Below are 19,104 nucleotides of genomic sequence, written 5' to 3'. Positions count from 1 at the left end.
CATTCGTGTGTCGCGTCGAAGGGAGCCTGTGAAGTCATGCCGAACTGCTGAACCTTCCGGGGCTTTTTGCCCCTGGCTCCCGCGCAGGCCGCGTTCGGCCTGCGCACCCAGACGCATTCCTCCCGACCTTGTCCGGAGATACTGACGATGTTGCGTTCCACCGCTTTGCAATTCAACCGTTTCGAACTGACGGTTTTCGGCATTCTTGCCGCCGTGATGCTGCTGACGCGCTCGCACGCGCTGACGCATCTGGTCCACATCCCGAGCACGGCGCTCGCCAGCTATTTCGTACTTGGCTATTTCGTGCGCCGCTTTGCCGGTTTCGCGGGGCTGTTCGCGCTCGGCTATGCGATCGACGTCGTGTCGATCTCGATGCTGGGCGTATCGGACTTCTGCTATACGCCCGCCTACGCCATGCTGATCCCGGCCTATGGGGTGATGTGGCTGGCGGGCCGCTATGCCGCGCGCCTGCCCGAACGCCTGCAGTCGCTGCCGGGCGCGGCCGTGCTGCTGGTCGCGGCGACTTTCGTCTCGCACCTGTTTTCCAGCGGCGGGTTCTATTTCCTCGGCGGGCGCTTTCCCGATCCCACGGTCTCCGAATTCCTGCCCCGCATCGCGCGCTATTTCCCGTTTGCGCTGATGTCGAGCCTGATGTGGGCCGGGGTTGCCGTGGCGCTGTGGGCTCTCCTGCTCACGGCCCGGCCGGACCTGCGCCGCGAGCCTACGCGGTGAGCGTCACGGAAGACCTCACCGAAGAGGAACGCCGCCACAAGGAACGCACCCGCAAGCACAAGGCGGTGGTCGATGCGAAGATCGCCGCCGCCAAAGTGGACAAGGGGCTGGTGCTGGTCCTCACCGGAAACGGCAAGGGCAAGTCCTCCAGCGCCTTCGGCATGGTCGCGCGCACGCTCGGCTATGGGCGGACGGCGGCGGTGTTCCAGTTCATCAAGGGCAAGGAAGACGTGGGCGAACGCGCCTTCCTATCCCGCCAGCCGGGCGTGACCTGGGAGAATTGCGGCGAGGGCTTCACCTGGGAAACGCAGGACCTGCGGCGTGACATCGCCACGGCCCGGGCCGGGTGGGAGAAGGCGAAGCAGGCGCTGGCCGATCCCGCCGTGTCGCTGGTGGTGCTCGATGAGCTGACCTATCTCATCAATTACCGCTACCTCTCGCTGGACGAAGTGCTGCCGCCGATCCGGAACCGTCCGGACATGCAGCACGTCGTCATCACCGGCCGCGCTGCCCATGCCGATCTGGTTGATCTGGCCGATACGGTCAGCGCGATCCGCGACGAGAAGCACGCTTTCCGCGCAGGCGTGCGGGCGCAAGTGGGCATCGATCTGTGACCAAAACGGCGCGTTGCCCGGCCTTTCTGGTCTCCGCTCCAGCTTCGGGGCAGGGCAAGACTCTGGTGACGGCCGCGCTCGCGCGGCTGCACCGCAAGGCCGGGCGGCGCGTGCGCGTGTTCAAGTGTGGGCCGGACTTCCTCGACCCGATGATCCTCGAACAGGCGAGCGGCGCCCCGGTGCACCAGCTCGACCTGTTCATGGTGGGCGAGGACGAATGCCGCCGCCTGCTGCATGAGGCGGCGCAGGAAGCCGATGTCATTCTCGTCGAAGGCGTCATGGGTCTTTATGACGGCAATCCTTCCGCCGCCGATCTTGCCGCGTGCTTCGGTCTGCCGGTGCTGGCGGTGATCGATGGATCGGCGATGGCGCAGACGTTCGGGGCGCTGGCCCATGGGCTCGCCAGCTACCGCAAGGATGTGACTCTTGCCGCGGTGCTGGCCAACCGCGTGGGCAGCGCGCGTCATGCGCAGATGCTCGAAGAGAGCCTGCCGCCCTCGATCACATGGCTGGGCGCCTTGCCGCGCGATGCCGCGGCGGCCTTTCCCGAACGCCATCTGGGCCTCGTGCAGGCAGCCGAGATCGCCGATCTCGATGCCCGGCTGGACCGCGCGGCGGCCAACTTGCCCGCCGCTGCCGGATGGCTGCCCCCGGAAGTGGCTTTTGCCGCGCCTGCTGCCGGGAATGGGCCGGAAAGGCTCCTTGAGGGCGTCGCCATCGCCGTTGCCCGCGATGCCGCCTTCGGATTTATCTACCCTGCCAATGTGGCCTGCCTTGAGGCCATGGGCGCCCGGCTGGCGTTTTTCTCGCCGCTGCACGATGCCGCCCTGCCGGAATGCGACGCGGTCTGGCTGCCCGGCGGCTATCCCGAACTCTATCTGGAGCGCCTGTCCGCCAACCGGCCCATGATCGCATCGCTGAGAGCCCATCATGCGGCGGCGAAGGCGATCCTCGCGGAATGCGGCGGTATGCTCTTTTGTCTGGAAGAGCTCGAAGGGCAGGACGGATCGTGTGCCCCGATGGCGGGGCTGATGCCCGGCAAAGCGGTCATGCAGCCGCGTCTGGCGGCGCTGGGGCTGCAGCAGGCCGCGCTGCCGGGCGGCACCTTGCGCGGGCACACTTTCCACTATTCGCGTATGCAAACGGAACGGGCGGCTCTGACCCGGGCAACCACCGCAGACGGGCGCCAGGGCGAGCCGGTGTTTCGCTGCGGTTCCCTGACCGCAAGCTACATGCACTTCTATTTCCCGTCGGCCCCGCAGGCTGTTGTACGGTTCTTTATGCCTCTGCAATAGTCCCGCGCGGGAAGCGGCCTGCGCATAGGCACGCGGGCCTTGACGTGTTTCCTGTCACGAAAAACCCTGCCGGTGGATGTCCGGATGGCCAGCATGGCTGTGCCCGTTCCTGAAAGCCTGCCCTTGTCCGTCATTCTGCCCGCGCAAGGTCAGGCATGACATTGCCTCTCCAGAAAATGAGCAAATTTCATATTTATTTGATTTTGAAATTGAGTATTAACGGCGCCGTGCTTTATCGAGCCAGAGGAGTAGAATTTGTCCGTAAGGCAGCGTGGTGGGGACGGTTTGGATGAGCGTGACATGCTCAGCGCTGCGCGCGGGGTCCTCCTGGACTGGGACGGTTGCATCGCTGTCAACAACCGCATTCTTCCCGGCGCGAAGCAGTTCATCACCCGCAATGCAGAGCGGGTGGCGATCGTTTCCAACAATTCGACGCACTTGCCGGCCGATCTCGAAGAGATTCTGGCCGGGCACGGGGTTGCTTTCCCGCCGGACCGGATATTCCTTGCGGGCGTGGAGGCTCTGTGCAGCGTTGCGCAGTCGGGCGTCCGGCGGGTGATGCTGTGCTCGGTGCCGAGGATGCGCGGCTTTGCCCGCTCGCTGGGGCTGCGCCTCGTGCAGGAGAACCCCGAGGCCGTGGTCCTCATGCGCGATGCGCATTTCACGTATGGGAAGCTGGAAAGGGCGGCCAATGCCTTGCGGCAGGGCGCCCGGCTGATCGTTGCCAACACCGACCGGACTCACCCAGGGGCCTGTAACCGGGTGGTGCCGGAAACCGGCGCGCTGCTGGCGGCATTGCTGGCCTGTGTGGGCGAACGGGCCGTGGAGCCCTGCGTGATAGGCAAGCCCTGTCCCATGCTGTTCGAGCGGGCGTGCGAGGGGCTGGCGATCGCGCCGGGGGAGGCGGTGATGATCGGTGACAATCCCGAAACGGATGGCAAAGGGGCGGCCCAGCTTGGCATCAGGCCGATCCTGATCGGTGGCGCTTCCCGGCTCAGCCTGCTCGACCTGCTGGAGCCGGTCGCGGCGTAAGGTCAGAAACGCTTGATCGAGAGCACGTCGAACGTCTTCTTGAGCACGTCGGTGGCGTGATCGTAGTCGGCCAGGGCGAGGCCGGCGATCAGCGCGTCGATGACGCAAAGCTGCGCGATCCGGCTGGTCATGGCCTCGGTGCGGAATCGCGTTTCGCGGGCCATCGTGAACAGCACGATGTCGGCATGGGCCTGTATCGGCGAACGCGCGAAATTGGTGACGACGATCGTCTTGGCGCCGGCTTCCTTTGCCAGCTTCGTGGCTGTGACGGTCTCGTGCGTGGCGCCGCTGTGCGAGATGGTGATCGTCGCCACGTCGGGATCGCATTGCGAGGCGCTGATGGCCTGGACGTGGCTGTCCGTGACCACGCGCGCGTCCAGGCCGATCCGCAGCATCCGGTAATGCGTGTCTTCGGCGATTGGCGCCGAGGAGCCGATACCGTAGATTTCCACACGCTTCGCGCTGCGAACCGCGTCCACCGCCTGCGACAGCGAGACGGGATCGAGCACCGAGAGCGAATCGCGCAGCGCCTGAATGCCCGAATGGAAGACCTTGCGGCAGACGGTTTCCATGTCGTCGCTGCGGTCCAGGTCCTCGTGGATGAACTGGACCGGCTGCACGATTTCCTGCGCGAGGCTCAGCTTCATGTGCTGGAAGCCGGACAGGCCGATGCTGCGGCAGAAGTTGATCACGCTGCCTTCGCTGACGCCCGTCGCTTCGGACAGTTCGGTCACGGACATGCCGACTATGTCCTCGGGCCGCTCCAGGATGAATTCGGCGATCCGCTGGGCGCTTCGGGCCATGGTCGGCAGGGCGATCCGGATGCGGCCAAGGGCGTTTTCGACAGGACGGGTGTCGGCCGGGCTGGTTCGTCCGTTCTGTGGTTTCGAAGTGTTGGCCATGCAGGAGGGCTTTCCGGGATTTTTGGGCAGGGATTCGCTGGGCCTGACTATGGATGCTCAAACTCTTTCTGGCCAGACATGAGTGAAACTCAACTTTGAAAAGCGGTCGCCGGGCGCGGAAATCCGGGGGTTCGAGCATGATCTGCTCAATCACGAGTGCGTATATCTCATGTTTAATGATATATAAATTGAGAAACATTCACTCAACTGTCACATCGAATCTCTAGTTCCCCGGCATCGCCAGTGCCGGAACCGCAACCGCTGAGCCTCTGCTCGGGCTCGGATGCGGCGAAGTCCGGAAACTGCGCGAGATACCTTTTCCTTTGCGGGGGCATGATCGGTGAACACGCGCTTTAAACATCAACTGACCTACATTCTGGCATCGGCGGCGACGGGCGCTCTGCTGTGCGCGGCTCCGGCTCGCGCCGCGGACGCGGCAAGCGACGCTGACTCGGCGGCCGATCCCTCGACCATCGTCGTGACCGGCCAGGCGGTCGAAGCGACGCAGGTGGCTGAAGAAGCCGTCGAATTCGGCAATTACGTCCAGATCGTGGACGCCAAGCAGATCGAGGCCAGCGGCGCCAGCAACTTCGCCGAACTCGCCCAGTTCCTGATCAAGGGCGCCAACATCGGATATTCGCCCGACGAAGGCGAATACACGATCCGTCTCGATGGCGGCGGCGACCGCGATACGCTGGTCGTGCTCGACGGCGTGCCGCTCTATGACCGCGGGCCGGCGCTGGAGGAAATCTGGGGCACGACGACGATCGACCCGCACATGATCGAGCGCGTCGAGGTGTTCCGCGGCGGTAACAGCCTGTTCTTCGGTTCGAACGGCGGCATCGGCGTGGTGAGCATCGTCACCAAGCGTCCCGACGGCACCAACAAGGTCGAACTCGGCGCCAGCTATGGCTCGTTCAATTCGCGCGAACTGTGGGGCAATGCCCGCGGCACGCTGGACAAGGACGGCCGCATCAGCGCGATGGTCTATGGCAGCATGCAGGACACCGATGGTCCGCGCCTGTTCAACCCCGACGACTTCGTGGACAATGTCGCCGCGGCTGGCGCCATTCACACTTACCCGCTGAACCGCACCAATGTCGGCATGAAGTTCCTGTTCAAGCCGAGCGATGCGACAGAAATCCGCCTGAACGGCCAGTACACGCAGATCGAGTTCGACGACGCGTTCCCGGACAACGAGGTCATCTCTCCCAACCGCGTTCGCTACCCGATCATCGACGGCAGCATTACCCACCGCTGGTCGGACAAGCTGTTGACCGAGTTCTCCGCCTATTGGAGCAATCCCAAGCTCAACAACACGGAGACTTATGCCGAGGTCTGCCGTCAGTCGGAAGGTTGCATCGACCCCGCGACCGGCGCTGCCATTGCCTTCGGTGACGCGACCGGCCGTTCCATTCCTTATCCCAACAAGGGTTTCGGGGAGGATTCCAAGGTCAGCGCTTTCATGGAGTACGGCCTGAACCTGCGCAACACGCTGACGCTTCCGAATGTGGGCGAAGCGGTCTTCGGCGTGCAGCGCACTTCGTTCCGCAACGACTCCGATCCGGTGTTCAACATCAGCCATGCCTGGGACAACACGACCGGCGTATATCTGGATGCACGCCCGGTTCTGCCGTTCAGTCCGAACACCAAGGTCAGCCTTGCCGGGCGCGTCGATTTCGCCAAGTCATTCGGGTCCAAGTTCATCTGGAAGTTCGGGTTCAGGCAGCCGATCGGGGCCTTCTACCTGCGCGCGAACGGTGGCACCTCCTACAGCCTGCCCAAGACCAACGAACTGTTCATGGACACTGTGGACCGCGTCGGCAATCCGGACCTCAAGCCAGAATCGACGGAAACCTACAACGGCGCGATCGGCTTTGCGAAGACCTTCGGCAACGTCAACTTCAGCGGCGAAGTGGGTCTGTTCCATACGGACATTTCCGACCGTATCCAGTCCACCTCGGGCCTGACGCCGAACACCTACTACAACAATACCGCCGTCACGCAGATCCGTGGCCTGACGGCCGACCTGAACCTGGCGATCGGCAGCCAGTGGACCTTCAATCTCGGCTACACGCGCCAGAAGGCCCACCTCAAGGGTTCGGACCTGCAGATCAACGAGACGCCGGAATACATGATCCAGGGCACGGCCGCCTGGAGCTCGCCGGACGATCGCTTCCACGTCAACCTGTTCCCGCGCTATCAGGGACCGGAATATGCGACGGGTGGTGTCGGCGGTAGTCTGCGCCACAACTTCGGCAACTATCTCGTCGTGAACGGCTCGATCGCCTTCTGGGCGGGTGACGAGAAGCAGCATCGTTTCCAGCTGCGTTTCGTGAACATTTTCGACGAGAAGTATGCCGAACGCTACGGCTACGGCAACATGCGCTTCAGTTCGGCCTTCATTCGCGGTGAGATGACCACGAAGAGCCCGGACTACTACTTCGGCTATCCGTTCGAGGGCAAACCGCGCAGCGTGTTCTTCTCCTACACCACCAGCTTCTGAGCCTCGTGGAGATCCGGGCGGGTCGTGGTCCGCCCGGATCGATTTCCGGAGCCGCCGTGTCTGCGTTCAGTCCCCCGCATCAGCCTTCACCTTCTTGTCATGCCGGCCGCCTAGCGACCGGCGCGCGCTTATGCGCGGTACAGGGGAAACGATAATGAGAAGGATCTTCGCTCGGGCGCTGGCGATACTGGTGCTGGCCGGACTGGCGGCCTGTTCGGGCCAGGAGAACACGGACCGCGCTGTTCCGCTCCATGTCCTGCTGATACCCGCCGATGGCGGCACCGAAAGCGGGACGCTGGCGGATTACAAGCCGGTGTTCCAGGCGGTGGGCAAGACGGCGGGCATCGATTTCGATCTCAAGGTGGCGCAGTCCTATGGCGCTGTCGTCGAGGCGCTGTGCAACGGCACGGCGGATGTCGCCTTTGTTGGTCCGGTCACGTACCTGCAGGCCAAGGAGCGCGGCTGCGCGCAATTGCTGGCCGTGGCGGTGGAGAACGGCAAGTCCGAGTACTTCGCGGGCATTTTCGCGCGCAAGGACGGGCCGGTCCGCGCGATCGGCGACCTTCGCGGACGGAGCCTTGCGCTGGGCGACGTGAACTCCACGTCCTCGTTTGTCATTCCGGTCGCGATGCTGGTCGAGGCAAAGCTCGATCCGGTAACGGACCTTGGCGCCCTGCGGCTGACCGGCAGCCATGCCAACAGTCTGGCGGCCTTGCTCGAAAAGCGCGTCGACGCCGCGGCGCTTTCGTTCGATTCCTTCGAAAAGGCGGTGCGCGAAGGCGTGCCGGGGGTGGAGGGCGTACAGGTTATCGCGCGCAGCGAGCCGATTCCCTATCCGCCGCTGGTCATGAACAGCAAGCTGCCCGAGGCGCTCAAGACGAAGCTGCGTCAGGCCTTCGCGGATGTGGCGAAGGCGCCGGGGATCCGCCCTGAGATGATCCGTGGTTACGGCGGGAAGCAGGTCGATGGCTATGACTCGGCGTTCCCCGCGGAACGCTTCGACGACGCGGCGCGCAAGATGGCGCTGGTGAGCGATGAGCTGAAGGGCGAAATCCTCAAGAAGTCGTCCGAGCGCTGAGGAGGGCGGACCATGGAAATCCACTTCCGCAACATCGGCAAGGTATGGCCCGACGGCACGACGGCCCTGCGCGAGGTTGAACTGACGGTTCCGGCCGGGCAGTTCTGCGTCCTGCTCGGCCATTCCGGGGCGGGCAAGTCCACGCTGCTGCGCTGTGTCAACGGGCTGGAGACACCGACCAGCGGCAGCGTCTCCATTGACGGGCGGCCGGTCGACCGGACGTCGCTGCCGGCCTTGCGCCGCCGCATTGCCATGGTGCACCAGCATTTCGGCCTTGTCCCGCGGGCCAGTGGCGCGGCCAATGTCATGGCGGGGGCGGTTCCGGTGCTCCCGCTCTGGCGGGTTCTGACCGGGCTTTATCCCGCCAGCCTCAAGCACAAGGTCTGCGATCTGCTGAAGGCGGTGGGGCTGGACGAAGCGCATCTGCGCCGCCGGGCCGAGCAGCTTTCGGGCGGCCAGCAGCAGCGCCTCGGGCTGGCGCGGGCTTTCATGCTCGATCCGGCGGTCATTCTGGCAGACGAGCCGGTGGCGAGCCTGGACCCGGCGCTGGGGCGCGAGGTGCTCGAACTGCTCAAGGCGCAGGCGCGCGAGCGGGGCGCCACTGTGCTGTGCAGCCTGCACCAGCTCGATCTCGCCCGTGCCTTTGCTGACCGGATCGTTGCGCTGCACCGCGGGCGTGTGATCTTCGACGGGCCGCCCGAAGCGCTCAACGCGCGGGATGTGGCGATCATTTACGCCAAGGATGAAGTGCCTGCGCCTCATGCGGGCCTGCCTTTGCGGGAGGCGGTATGAAGGCCGCTGCTCCCATCGGTGGCGCGCCCGGCTGGATTTATCCTCAGCCGTTCGGCGCGCGCAGCGTGCTGGTCCTGATCGCGGCGCTGGCGCTGCTGTTCTACACCGGCGGACGCGTCGAGGCCGGGCGGATGCTGTCGCTGACCGGCGCGGCGCTGCTCGGCAAGGGCCCCTCGGACAGCGGACAAGGCAATGTTCTGGCGCGCCTGTTCCCGCTGCAGGTTTCCGACCGGCAGGACGTATCGCGCATCGCGAACTTCGATCCCGCCCATCTGCCGCCTTTCGCCTATCTGGAAGAGGTGCGCAGCAGCGAGCAGACGCTTGATCCCGAAACGCTGGAGATGACGGCGCGGCCTGTTGCCAGGACGTATCTGGTCCAGCCCTTCGGCTATCTGGGCCATGTCGCGATCAAGATCCTCGAAACGCTGGAAATCGCGCTCTGGGGCACGCTGATCGGTATGCTCTTCGGCCTTCCGCTGGCCTTGCTCGGCGCCCGCAATGTCATGCCCTATGGCGGCGTGCGTTTTCTGGCCCGCTCGATGGTGAGCTTCCTGCGTGCCTTGCCGGAGCTGATCAGCGCGCTGTTTCTGGTGATCGCTTACGGCTTCGGCCCGATCGCCGGCTTCATGGCGCTCGGCCTGCACGCGGTGGGCGTGCTGGGCAAGTTCTACGCCGACGATACGGAGAACGCCGACCGCCGGCCGCAGGAGGCGCTGGCGGCGATCGGCGGCGGGCGGCTCGCGATCTGGCGCCTTGCCGTTCTGCCGCAGGCGATGCCGCAATACATCGGCGCGACGCTCTATGTGCTCGACCGCAATGTCCGCATGGCGACGGTCATCGGCCTCGTCGGTGCCGGCGGCATCGGGCAGGAGCTGAAGGGCCGCTACGACATGTACGAATATGGCTACGTCGGCACGATCCTGATCGCCATTTTCCTGGTGGTGCTGATCCTCGACCAGATTTCCGCCCGCTTGCGGCGGCGTTTTCTCTGACCCCTTCCCGCAGGAGAGATCCATGGTGACGAACAACAGGCGCGATTTCCTCAAGGCTGCCGGCGTGCTCGGCGCCGCAGCGTCCTTTCCCGCCAGTATCGGGCGAGCGCTGGCCATTCCGGCGCGGCGCGTCACCGGCACTATCCGGGACGTGAAGCATGTTGTCATCCTGATGCAGGAGAACCGCTCCTTCGATCACTACTTCGGGACGCTGAAGGGCGTGCGCGGCTTCGGCGACAGGCACACGGTGCCGCTGCCGGACGGGCGCACGGTCTGGGACCAGTCCAACGGCGCGCGGGTGCTGCCGCCGTTCCATCTCGACACCGAGGCGACCAACGCGATGAAGGTCCCCGGCACGCCGCATTCCTTCGCCGATGCGCAGGCAGCCTGGAACCAGGGGAACTTCGGCCTCTGGCCCAAGTACAAGACCGACTATTCGATGGGCTATTTCAAGCGCGAGGACATTCCCTTCCAGTTCGCGCTGGCCGAAGCCTTCACCATCTGCGACGCCTACCATTGCTCAGTCACTTCGGGGACGGACCCGAACCGCATTGTCTTCTGGTCCGGCTCCAGCTTCGATCCGCGCGAGCGCGCACGCGGCGTCAATTGCCGTGACGACAAGTCCGAGCCCAACAACCTGCGCTGCTGGATCAAGGGGGCTCTGCCCGAGCCGGGCTATACCTATGCCGGAAACGCCCTTGAATGGGCGACGATCCCCGAAGTGCTGGAGCAGCAGGGGATCGGCTGGCGCATCTATCAGGACCCCAACGACAACTGGACCGGCGCGATGCACGGCGGCCTGGCCTTCGAGGGCTTCCGCACCTGCAAGCCGGGCGACGCACTTTATGAACGCGGTATGCGCCACTGGTCGCTCGAACAGCTCGAACAGGATGTGAAGGACGGCACTTTGCCGGCGGTGTCCTGGGTGCTGCCGCCCAGGGAATGGTCTGAGCATCCTTCCGCCTCGACTCCGATCGAAGGCGCCGAATTCACCGCGCGCGTGCTCGATGCGCTGACTGCCAACCCGGAGGTCTGGGCCAGCACCGTCTTCTTCCAGACTTTCGACGAGAACGACGGCCTGTTCGATCATGTCCCGCCGCCCGCGCCGCCCTCTTTCAACAAGGACGGGACACTGGCGGGCAAGGCGACGTTCCCGCTCGACGGCGAATACTTCGACGATCACGAGGACAAGTACACCTCGCGCGACGACGCGATCACCGGCACCACGCGGCCCTGGGGGCTGGGGCCGCGCGTGCCGATGTACGTGGTCTCGCCGTGGAGCAAGGGCGGCTGGGTCAATTCGGAGGCGTTCGATCACACTTCGGTCGGCCGCTTCCTCGAAGCGCGTTTCGGCGTCACCATCCCGGCGATCAGCCCCTGGCACCGGGCCATGTGCGGCGATCTGACGTCATGCTTTGATTTCCGCATGGAAGCGGACCGGGCTTTCCCGCAATTGCCGGATGCGACAGGCTCCAAGGAAGCGCTGGCGCTGCATCTGCAGCGGCCCAGGATCCTGCCGCCGCGCGCCGGTGCGCACCCGTCGCAGGAACCGGGCCTGCGCCGCTCGCGCGCCTTGCCCTATGTGCTGCATGTCGATGCCGCGCCCGGTGCCACGGCCGGTTCCGTCACGCTTCGTTTCGTCAACGAGGGCAAGGCAGGTGCCGTCTTCCACGTTTACGACACGCACCGCCTCGATCGGCTTCCCCGCCGCTATTGCGTGGAAGCGGGCAAGGCGCTGGCGGATACCTGGGAACCGCACGAGGGGCAGGGCTTCGATCTTCTGGTGCTCGGCCCCAATGGGTTCAGGCGGTCCTTCACGGCGGACCGGGCCGATGCGCTGCCCGCGCTGACGGCTCGCTACGATGTGAAGGACAAGGCGCTCGTTTTGGCTTTGAGCAATCCGGCTTCGGGTCCTGCGGAACTGACGGTCGGCGGCGATCAATACGGCGCGAATCCGCCGCAGACTGTCCGCATCGGCGCGGGCGCGGCGCAGCATTTGCGCTGGCCCGTCGCCGAAACCCAGCGCTGGTATGATTTCGCGATCACCGGGCCGGGAGGGAGCGTGAGGCTGGCAGGCCGCCTTGAAGACGGCGGCCATGGCGTGAGCGATCCGCTGATCGCGGCCTGAACGCCGGCTTATCAGTCGAAGCTTATGGCAAACCCGGCCCAGAGCGTTCTTGGCGTGCCCAGATCGATTGAGCCCGACTGGTTGCGGGTGACGATGGTCTCATCAGTCAGGTTCTCTCCGCGCAGCACGAGCGCGAAGGGGCCCGTCAGCGGCACCCGCGCATAGGCGTCGAGCGTGGTCGCGGCGCGCAGGAGGTTGGTCTGCAGGTCGTCTTCGTACTGCGCGCCGACGTGGCGGAGGGTGGCGGCAAGGCGCCAGCCGCCGCGCGGCATCCAGGCAAGGGTGGCGCTGGCGGCGATCCTGGGGACCTGGGCCGGGCGCATACCGTCGAGAGCGGCCTGATCGCCGCTGGCCTCCACCTTTGAATCGGTCCAGGACAGCGAGCCGTTCAGGCTGACCGTGCCGAAGGTCAGATCGGCCGAGGCTTCAAGGCCGCGGGCATGGATCGCATCGACATTCTGGCGCTGGCGCAGGTTGGTGGCGATCGTGACGTTGGCGATGGCGTGCTTGAGCCGGTTGTCGAAGGCCGTCAGCGACAGCGAGATCGCATCGGAAGGATGCACTTCGATGCCCGCCTCGTAGCCGCGCAGGCGTTCAGGCTTGAGGGCGGCGTTGGCCTCGGTCCTCACCGGAAAGACCACGAAGGGGCGGTAGAGTTCGTTGAGCGTCGGCAGGCGCATCCCGGTATAGGCTGCGGCGCGGACGGAAATCGCCTCGCTCGCGTGCCAGACCAGACCGCCGCGGGCATTGGCGTTCCAGCCCGAGCGATTGGCATAGGCGATGTCTTCGCTGACAGCGCCCGATGCTGTCAGGGCGCGGTAGAAACCGTTGCGGATCGTCCAGCGATCGCCCCGGACCCCGGCGGTCAGCACCAGCGCGCCGAGCGTCCAGTCGTCTTCGGCGTAGAAGCCGAGATCGGACTGGTCGCCACCGGCGCGGCGAAAGGCAGTCGGCAGTCCGGTTGCGGTGGAATAAGGCAGCTCGACAAGGTGCCCCTGCGACAGGCGCAGGTCGGTGCCGAGGCGCAGCACGTGCGCATTGCCCACCGGAGGGCGGATTTCGGCTTTGCCGCCGATGGCCAGCGTTGGCGTCTTGGCCTGATCGAGCGTCTTCTTGTAGCTGGAGGAGCTGATGACGATGTTCGAGAAGTCTTGTGCCTGGACATAGCCCAGAACATCGAATTGCCAGTCTCCCCGGCCGACCAGCCGCAAGCTGCCCTGCTGGCCTGACGAGGTGGAATCCGCGCCCTTGAAGCGCAGTGTACGGTTGTCGTCATAGACCAGCCCCGAGGCCTGGATCTCGATCGTGCCGGACAGCGGCGCGACGGCGCGAAGGCTGCCTGACAATGTTTCATAGGCAGCGCGGGCGGAGGCATTGACGCGCTGATCTTTCGGGGTGGTCCAGAAGCCGTCACCCTTGTCCCATTGCACACTGGCCACGACGAAGCCTTCGCCCAGCCGGGGCGCGCTGGTGGCGGACACCTGAGTCTCGCCGCGATCGTTGATCAGGGCCTCTCCCTTGAGCGTTCCGATCTCGTCCGGCCCCGCGCTGGTCAGGTCGATCGTGCCGGAAACCGCACCCATGCCGAAGGCGCCCATGCCGCCGCCGCGCACCACGCGTACACTGGCGAGCCGGTCCGGACTGATTGCCGAGAGCGGGATATAGCCGAAGAACGGATTGGCGATGGGCGCGCCGTCGAGCAGCACGAGCGCACGGCTGGAGGCATTGCCGCCGAGCGCGCGCAATGTCACGCCCTGAGCCGAAGGATTGGCCGAGCGGCTGTCGGAGCGGCGGAACTGCGCGAAACCTGCAACGGAGGACAGGACATCCTCGATCCTTCCCGAGGCGCTGGCGGTAAGCGCTTCGCGTTCGATCGTGGTCACGTCGTAGGCGGGAAACGCGGGGCCGCTGTCCAGTCCCTGTCCCGTGACTATGATCGGGCTGGCCGGTTCGTCTTCCTGGGCCCGCGCGGGACTGGCGCAGCCAAGGGTGACGGCCAGGGTGGCGGCCAGGGTGACGGTCAGGGCGATCGGGCCGGGCAAGCTGGACAAACCACCGGGCCAGCTCATGGCGGGGCCTGCCCACAGGGATTGCTCCTGCGGCGTTGCTATCTTACGTTGATTCATAATAATATTCTCTGATGGAATAACATTATCGCTTCTGGGCCTTGGTGCTCCGGGGTAAGGCTGCTGCGGATGCTGATGGTATTCCCTGAGGGAATAGTTTCTTTTCAGTCGTTTGATTGTACGTTGCTCTGCCTTGAGAGCGCAAAGGGCGGCGGCTGAAATCCCACGGCGTGTGCCGCGGCAAGAGATTTGCGAGAGGAACCAATGCTGTGCTGAGTCCAAGGCCCGGAAATGGCATGCCTGTTCAATCTCCCCTGCGTCGTTCCCGCGTCATGGATGTGCGGCGGAAGGACAAAGGGCCGATCTTTTGCGTGGTTCCTGCCCCGTGCGTCCCTGTTCCCCGTATCGCTGCGGATGGCAACACCCTCTTTCCGCTTTCTCTGAGGAGTTACGTTCATGTCTGACGGTCACGGCCCTTCGCTTTCGGCCTTCGATTGGTCCGACCCCTTCTACCTCGAAGACCAGCTTACCGAGGACGAGCGCATGTTGCGGGATGCCGCGCGCGAATTCGCGAATGCCCAGCTGCAGCCGCGCGTCATCGAGGCCTACCGGGAGGAGGCCACCGATCCGGAACTGTTCCGCCTGATGGGGCGGGCAGGGCTGCTGGGCGTGACGATCCCGGAAGAGTTCGGCGGGCTGGGCGCGGGCTATGTGACCTACGGGCTCGTCACGCGCGAGATCGAGCGTATCGACTCCGGCTACCGCTCGATGATGAGCGTGCAGTCGAGCCTGGTGATGTACCCCATCCATGCCTACGGATCGCAGGCGCAGAAGGAAAAGTACCTTCCCGGCCTCGCCAGCGGCGAGTTGATCGGCTGTTTCGGCCTGACCGAGCCCGATGCGGGCTCAGACCCGGCCGGTATGCGCACGGTAGCCCGCAAGGTCGAGAGTGGCTATGTCCTTGACGGCAGCAAGATGTGGATCTCGAATGCGCCGATCGCGGATGTCTTCGTGGTGTGGGCCAAGTCAGAGGCGCACGGCGGGGCGATCCGGGGCTTCGTGCTCGAAAAGGGGATGAAGGGGCTTTCCGCTCCCAAGATCGCCGGTAAGCTCTCGCTGCGCGCCTCGATCACCGGCGAGATCGTGATGGACGGCGTCGAAGTGGGCGAAGACGCACTGCTGCCCGGTGTCGAAGGGTTGAAGGGGCCGTTCGGCTGCCTCAACCGTGCGCGCTATGGCATTGCCTGGGGCGCGATGGGCGCGGCCGAGTTCTGCTGGCACGCGGCGCGCCAGTACGGGCTCGATCGCAGGCAGTTCAACCGGCCGCTGGCCCAGACGCAGTTGTTCCAGCTCAAGCTTGCCAACATGCAGACCGAGATCACGCTTGGCCTTCAGGCCTGTCTGCGCGTGGGTCGCCTCATGGAAGAGGGCAAGGCCGCGCCCGAGATGATCTCGCTGATCAAGCGGAACAATTGCGGCAAGGCGCTCGATATCGCGCGGATGGCGCGCGACATGCACGGCGGCAATGGCATTTCCGAGGAATTTCAGGTGATCCGTCACATGATAAACCTCGAAACGGTCAATACCTACGAGGGCACGCATGACGTTCATGCCCTGATCCTCGGCCGGGCGCAGACCGGTCTGCAAGCCTTCTTCTGAGGACGCCAGCATCTAGGGACACCCAGCATCTAGGGACATAGGGCCATGGACCGCGCTGCCATCGTACATGAGAACTTCCTGCGCCGGGTTGCGGAAGCGGATTTTCCGGCCGGCAGTCCTCCGTCCGGACCGCTCGGCGATGAACTGGCGGTGTCCATCTTCCGGTCGGCCTGCCTGACGCGCGCGCTCGACCGGGAAAGCCGGGCGATGCAGGCGGCGGGGCAGGGCTATTACACCATCGGTTCGTCCGGGCATGAAGGCATGGCGGCGGTGGCCGCGGCGCTGCGCCCGGCGGACATGGCGTTCCTGCACTATCGCGACGCGGCCTTCCAGATCCAGCGGGCGGAACAGGTTCCGGGGCAGACCATCGCCTGGGATATGCTGCTGTCCTTCGCCTGTTCGTCCGAAGACCCGATCTCGGGCGGGCGGCACAAGGTGCTCGGCTCGAAAGCGCTGTGCATTCCGCCCCAGACCTCGACGATCGCCAGCCATCTGCCCAAGGCGATGGGCGCGGCCTATTCGCTGGGCCTTGCCAGGAGGCACCCGCCCCAATTCCAGACGATGCCGGACGATGCGATCGTAATGGGCTCGTTCGGCGATGCCTCCGCGAACCATTCCACCGCGCAAGGCGCCTTCAACGCGGCGCAATGGACCAGTTATCAGTCGGTGCCTCTGCCGCTGCTGTTCGTCTGCGAGGACAACGGCATCGGCATTTCGACCAAGACTCCCTCGGGCTGGATACAAGCGGCGTTCTCCCACCGGCCCGCGCTCAGGTATTTCGCGTGCGACGGGCTCGATATCTACGAGACTTACCGCGTCGTGGCGGAAGCGGCCGATTACGTGCGCACGCGCCGCAAGCCCGCGTTCCTGCATATCCGCACGATCCGCCTTTACGGCCATGCGGGGGCCGACATGCCGCTTGCCTATCTGGGCCGCGAGGAAGTCGAGGCGGAAGAAGCGCACGATCCGCTGTTGCACATGGTCCGGCAACTGTCCGAAGCCGGGGCTCTGGCCCCGCAAGAGGCGCTTGCCGTCTATGAAGCGACCGGTGCCCGCGTGAAGCGGATCGCGGCCGAAGTCATCACGCGCCCGCGCCTGCAGGATGCGCGGCAGGTCATGGCCAGCCTGATCCCGCCGAAACGCGCGTGCCGCCCCGGTAACGGACCCGATCCGGATTGGCGCGCCGAAGTGTTCGGGGCCGACGCTTCGGCGCTGGATAAACCGCAGCCGATGGTCAAGATCATCAACATGGCGCTGACCGATCTCATGCTGGAGCATGGCGAGATCGTGATGATGGGCGAGGACATCGGGCGCAAGGGCGGCAACTATGGCGTGACCCAAAGGCTCTGGTCGCGCTTCGGGCGGGACCGGGTGATCGATACGCTGCTGGATGAACAGTCGATCCTGGGGCTGGCGATCGGTATGGCGCACAACGGCTTCGTGCCGATGCCGGAAATCCAGTTCCTCGCCTATCTCCATAATGCCGAGGACCAGCTCAGGGGCGAGGCGGCGACGCTGCCGTTCTTCTCGAACGGCCAGTTCACCAATCCCATGGTCGTGCGGATTTCCGGGCTCGGCTACCAGAAGGGCTTCGGGGGCCATTTTCACAATGACAATTCGGTGGCGGTACTGCGCGACATTCCGGGGCTGATCCTTGCCTGCCCGTCCAACGGGCGCGACGCAGCGCTGATGCTGCGCGAATGCGTGCGGCTGGCGCGCGAGGAGCAGCGGCTGGTCGTGTTCCTTGAGCCGATCGCGCTCTATCCCATGCGGGACCTGCACGAACCGGGCGACGGGCTCTGGATGACGACGTATCCCGAGCCCGGCGAGCGGATCGCGCTGGGGCAAGTCGGCGTGCATGGCGAGGGCACGGACCTTGCCATCGTGACATTCGCCAACGGGGCCTATTTCTCGCATCAGGCGCGTGCCATTCTGGCCGAACAGGGCGTGAAAGTGCGGATTATCGATCTGCGCTGGCTCTCGCCCTTGCCGGAAGATGCGATCGTGGAGGCTCTGGAAGGATGCGGTGCGGTCCTGATCGTCGATGAGACCCGGCGCACGGGTGGTCTGGCCGAAGCGCTGATGACGCTCGTTTCGGAACGCACGGTGTTGCCGCACGCCCGGCTGACGGCGGAGGACAGTTTCATCCCGACCGGCCCCGCCTACGCGGCAACGATGCCTTCGCGCGATGCCATTGTCGCTGCGGCGCTGCAGCTTCTGGGGAAAGACTGATGCTCACAGCGGTTGCGATCTGCCCCGGCCGGGGGACGTACAATGCCAGCGAGCTTGGCTATCTCGGCCGCCGCTTTCCCGATCCGGATCTGCTGGCCCGGTTCGATGCGCGGCGCGAGGCCGCCGGTCAGGAGGCGCTGAGCGCGCTCGACGGGGCGGCGCGGTTTTCCATGGCCAAGCATACGCGCGGGGACAATGCCTCGGGCCTGATTTTCGCCGCCTCCTACGGCGACTTTCTGGCGATCGACCGCGACGAGATCGAGATCGTCGCCGTCACCGGCAATTCGATGGGTTGGTACACCGCGCTTGCCTGCGGCGGGGCGCTGACGCCTGAGGCCGGGTTCCAGGTGGCCAATACGATGGGAACGCTGATGCAGCGCTCGCTGATCGGCGGGCAGCTGATCTACCCCTGGGTGGACGAGGACTGGGTGCCCCGGCCGGAACGCAAGCGGGAGCTGCTCGATCTCGTCGCGCGGATCGGGGCGGAGGCGGGCCGGGAGCTTTATCTGTCGATCGATCTGGGCGGGATGCTGGTGATCGCCGGTGACGCTGCCGGGCTTGAGGCGTTCGAGAAGGCCGTCGAGCCGGTGCAGCAGCGCTTCCCGATGCGGCTGGGCAATCATGCGGCCTTCCATACGCCCTTGCAGGAGCCGGTGGCTGCCGAAGGGCGGGCGCAATTGCCGGAGGACTTGTTCGGGCAACCCGGCCTGCCGATGATCGATGGACGGGGGAAGATCTGGAATCCCGGCGCCACGGATTGCCGGGCGCTTTATGCCTATACGCTGGGCGAGCAAGTCACTTGCCCGTACGACTTCACCAAGGCCCTGCAAGTCGCCGCGCGCGAGTTTGCGCCCGATCTGTTCGTGATCCTCGGGCCCGGCACGACCCTGGGCGGTGCCGTGGCCCAGTCGCTGATCCTCGCCCAATGGCAGGGGCTCGGCAGCAAGGACGATTTCCGCACGCGGCAGGACAGCCAGCCCCTGCTCGTGTCGATGGGTATGGCCGACCAGCGCGGACAGGTGACGAAGTGACCGGTTTCGCGCCGGGGCCGGGCGGCCGGTCTGGCGGCTGTCGCC

At 65.3% G+C, this 19,104-nt stretch carries 14 protein-coding genes; 12 read left to right on the top strand and 2 right to left on the bottom strand.

What is annotated here, in order from left to right:
* Positions 1 to 147 precede the first annotated feature (147 nt).
* The 4 genes from NN5_RS02115 (at position 148) to NN5_RS02100 (ending at position 3,673) form a co-directional block, all read left to right on the top strand.
* Positions 148 to 732 carry a hypothetical protein gene (locus tag NN5_RS02115; RefSeq protein WP_067732392.1) on the top strand — a complete coding sequence of 195 codons (585 nt, stop codon included), beginning with the start codon at positions 148 to 150 and terminating at the stop codon, positions 730 to 732.
* A complete protein-coding gene (cobO, locus tag NN5_RS02110; RefSeq protein ID WP_067732391.1) occupies positions 729 to 1,346 on the top strand; it encodes a cob(I)yrinic acid a,c-diamide adenosyltransferase in 618 nt (205 codons plus the stop codon). Before NN5_RS02115 ends, cobO begins: the two co-directional genes overlap by 4 nt.
* On the top strand, positions 1,343 to 2,641 hold the full coding sequence (locus NN5_RS02105; RefSeq protein ID WP_067732390.1) for a cobyrinic acid a,c-diamide synthase CobB: 1,299 nt from the start codon (positions 1,343 to 1,345) through the stop codon (positions 2,639 to 2,641). The genes cobO and NN5_RS02105 overlap by 4 nt, the downstream gene beginning before the upstream one ends.
* A 300-nt stretch (positions 2,642 to 2,941) precedes the next feature.
* The gene (locus NN5_RS02100; RefSeq protein WP_067732389.1) at positions 2,942 to 3,673 is read left to right on the top strand and encodes an HAD-IIA family hydrolase; all 732 of its coding nucleotides are present in this window, start codon (positions 2,942 to 2,944) and stop codon (positions 3,671 to 3,673) included.
* Between the two features lie 2 nt (positions 3,674 to 3,675).
* Here the strand turns inward: NN5_RS02100 and NN5_RS02095 are convergent, their stop codons facing one another.
* Positions 3,676 to 4,575 carry a MurR/RpiR family transcriptional regulator gene (locus tag NN5_RS02095; protein ID WP_067732388.1) on the bottom strand — a complete coding sequence of 300 codons (900 nt, stop codon included), beginning with the start codon at positions 4,573 to 4,575 and terminating at the stop codon, positions 3,676 to 3,678.
* 340 nt (positions 4,576 to 4,915) lie between these two features.
* On the opposite strand from NN5_RS02095, the gene NN5_RS02090 reads away from it, so the two are divergent.
* The 5 genes from NN5_RS02090 to NN5_RS02070 all read left to right on the top strand — a co-directional run bounded on the left by NN5_RS02090 (position 4,916) and on the right by NN5_RS02070 (position 12,071).
* Positions 4,916 to 7,081, top strand: coding sequence for a TonB-dependent receptor plug domain-containing protein (locus NN5_RS02090; protein ID WP_084384678.1), 2,166 nt, complete (start codon positions 4,916 to 4,918; stop codon positions 7,079 to 7,081).
* Positions 7,082 to 7,235: 154 nt separating this feature from the next.
* Entirely contained in the window at positions 7,236 to 8,159 is a 924-nt protein-coding gene (locus tag NN5_RS02085; RefSeq protein ID WP_067732387.1) for a phosphate/phosphite/phosphonate ABC transporter substrate-binding protein, read from the top strand.
* Positions 8,160 to 8,171: 12 nt separating this feature from the next.
* The gene (locus tag NN5_RS02080) at positions 8,172 to 8,951 is read left to right on the top strand and encodes a phosphonate ABC transporter ATP-binding protein (RefSeq protein WP_067732386.1); all 780 of its coding nucleotides are present in this window, start codon (positions 8,172 to 8,174) and stop codon (positions 8,949 to 8,951) included.
* On the top strand, positions 8,948 to 9,943 hold the full coding sequence (gene phnE, locus NN5_RS02075) for a phosphonate ABC transporter, permease protein PhnE (RefSeq protein WP_067732385.1): 996 nt from the start codon (positions 8,948 to 8,950) through the stop codon (positions 9,941 to 9,943). Before NN5_RS02080 ends, phnE begins: the two co-directional genes overlap by 4 nt.
* A gap of 22 nt (positions 9,944 to 9,965) precedes the next feature.
* Positions 9,966 to 12,071 carry a phosphocholine-specific phospholipase C gene (locus tag NN5_RS02070; RefSeq protein ID WP_067732384.1) on the top strand — a complete coding sequence of 702 codons (2,106 nt, stop codon included), beginning with the start codon at positions 9,966 to 9,968 and terminating at the stop codon, positions 12,069 to 12,071.
* Positions 12,072 to 12,082: 11 nt separating this feature from the next.
* On the opposite strand, the gene NN5_RS02065 is transcribed toward NN5_RS02070, so the two are convergent.
* A complete protein-coding gene (locus tag NN5_RS02065) occupies positions 12,083 to 14,140 on the bottom strand; it encodes a TonB-dependent receptor (protein WP_084384677.1) in 2,058 nt (685 codons plus the stop codon).
* Between the two features lie 453 nt (positions 14,141 to 14,593).
* Between NN5_RS02065 and NN5_RS02060 the strand changes: the two genes are divergently transcribed.
* The 3 genes from NN5_RS02060 to NN5_RS02050 are packed head-to-tail and all read left to right on the top strand — an operon-like array spanning position 14,594 to position 19,059.
* Positions 14,594 to 15,796 (top strand): acyl-CoA dehydrogenase, encoded by a 1,203-nt coding sequence (locus NN5_RS02060; RefSeq protein ID WP_067732383.1) that lies wholly within the window; start codon positions 14,594 to 14,596, stop codon positions 15,794 to 15,796.
* 45 nt (positions 15,797 to 15,841) lie between these two features.
* On the top strand, positions 15,842 to 18,028 hold the full coding sequence (locus NN5_RS02055; protein WP_067732382.1) for a thiamine pyrophosphate-dependent enzyme: 2,187 nt from the start codon (positions 15,842 to 15,844) through the stop codon (positions 18,026 to 18,028).
* Positions 18,028 to 19,059: an ACP S-malonyltransferase gene (locus NN5_RS02050; RefSeq protein WP_067732381.1), complete on the top strand. Its 1,032-nt coding sequence runs from the start codon at positions 18,028 to 18,030 to the stop codon at positions 19,057 to 19,059. The genes NN5_RS02055 and NN5_RS02050 overlap by 1 nt, the downstream gene beginning before the upstream one ends.
* Positions 19,060 to 19,104 lie beyond the last annotated feature (45 nt).

Origin of the sequence: Novosphingobium naphthalenivorans NBRC 102051 (assembly GCF_001590985.1) — a bacterium.
Classification (GTDB): domain Bacteria; phylum Pseudomonadota; class Alphaproteobacteria; order Sphingomonadales; family Sphingomonadaceae; genus Novosphingobium; species Novosphingobium naphthalenivorans.
This window is presented reverse-complemented; position numbering and strand designations above follow the sequence as displayed.

Excerpts from the sequence above, each read along its gene's own strand:
- NN5_RS02095 (WP_067732388.1), bottom strand. The coding sequence starts at position 4,575 with ATGGCCAACACTTCGAAACCACAGAACGGACGAACCAGCCCGGCCGAC.
- NN5_RS02055 (WP_067732382.1), top strand. The coding sequence starts at position 15,842 with ATGGACCGCGCTGCCATCGTACATGAGAACTTCCTGCGCCGGGTTGCG.
- NN5_RS02060 (WP_067732383.1), top strand. The coding sequence starts at position 14,594 with ATGTCTGACGGTCACGGCCCTTCGCTTTCGGCCTTCGATTGGTCCGAC.
- NN5_RS02050 (WP_067732381.1), top strand. The coding sequence starts at position 18,028 with ATGCTCACAGCGGTTGCGATCTGCCCCGGCCGGGGGACGTACAATGCC.
- NN5_RS02080 (WP_067732386.1), top strand. The coding sequence starts at position 8,172 with ATGGAAATCCACTTCCGCAACATCGGCAAGGTATGGCCCGACGGCACG.
- NN5_RS02065 (WP_084384677.1), bottom strand. The coding sequence starts at position 14,140 with ATGAGCTGGCCCGGTGGTTTGTCCAGCTTGCCCGGCCCGATCGCCCTG.
- NN5_RS02100 (WP_067732389.1), top strand. The coding sequence starts at position 2,942 with ATGCTCAGCGCTGCGCGCGGGGTCCTCCTGGACTGGGACGGTTGCATC.
- NN5_RS02070 (WP_067732384.1), top strand. The coding sequence starts at position 9,966 with ATGGTGACGAACAACAGGCGCGATTTCCTCAAGGCTGCCGGCGTGCTC.
- phnE (WP_067732385.1), top strand. The coding sequence starts at position 8,948 with ATGAAGGCCGCTGCTCCCATCGGTGGCGCGCCCGGCTGGATTTATCCT.
- NN5_RS02085 (WP_067732387.1), top strand. The coding sequence starts at position 7,236 with ATGAGAAGGATCTTCGCTCGGGCGCTGGCGATACTGGTGCTGGCCGGA.
- NN5_RS02115 (WP_067732392.1), top strand. The coding sequence starts at position 148 with ATGTTGCGTTCCACCGCTTTGCAATTCAACCGTTTCGAACTGACGGTT.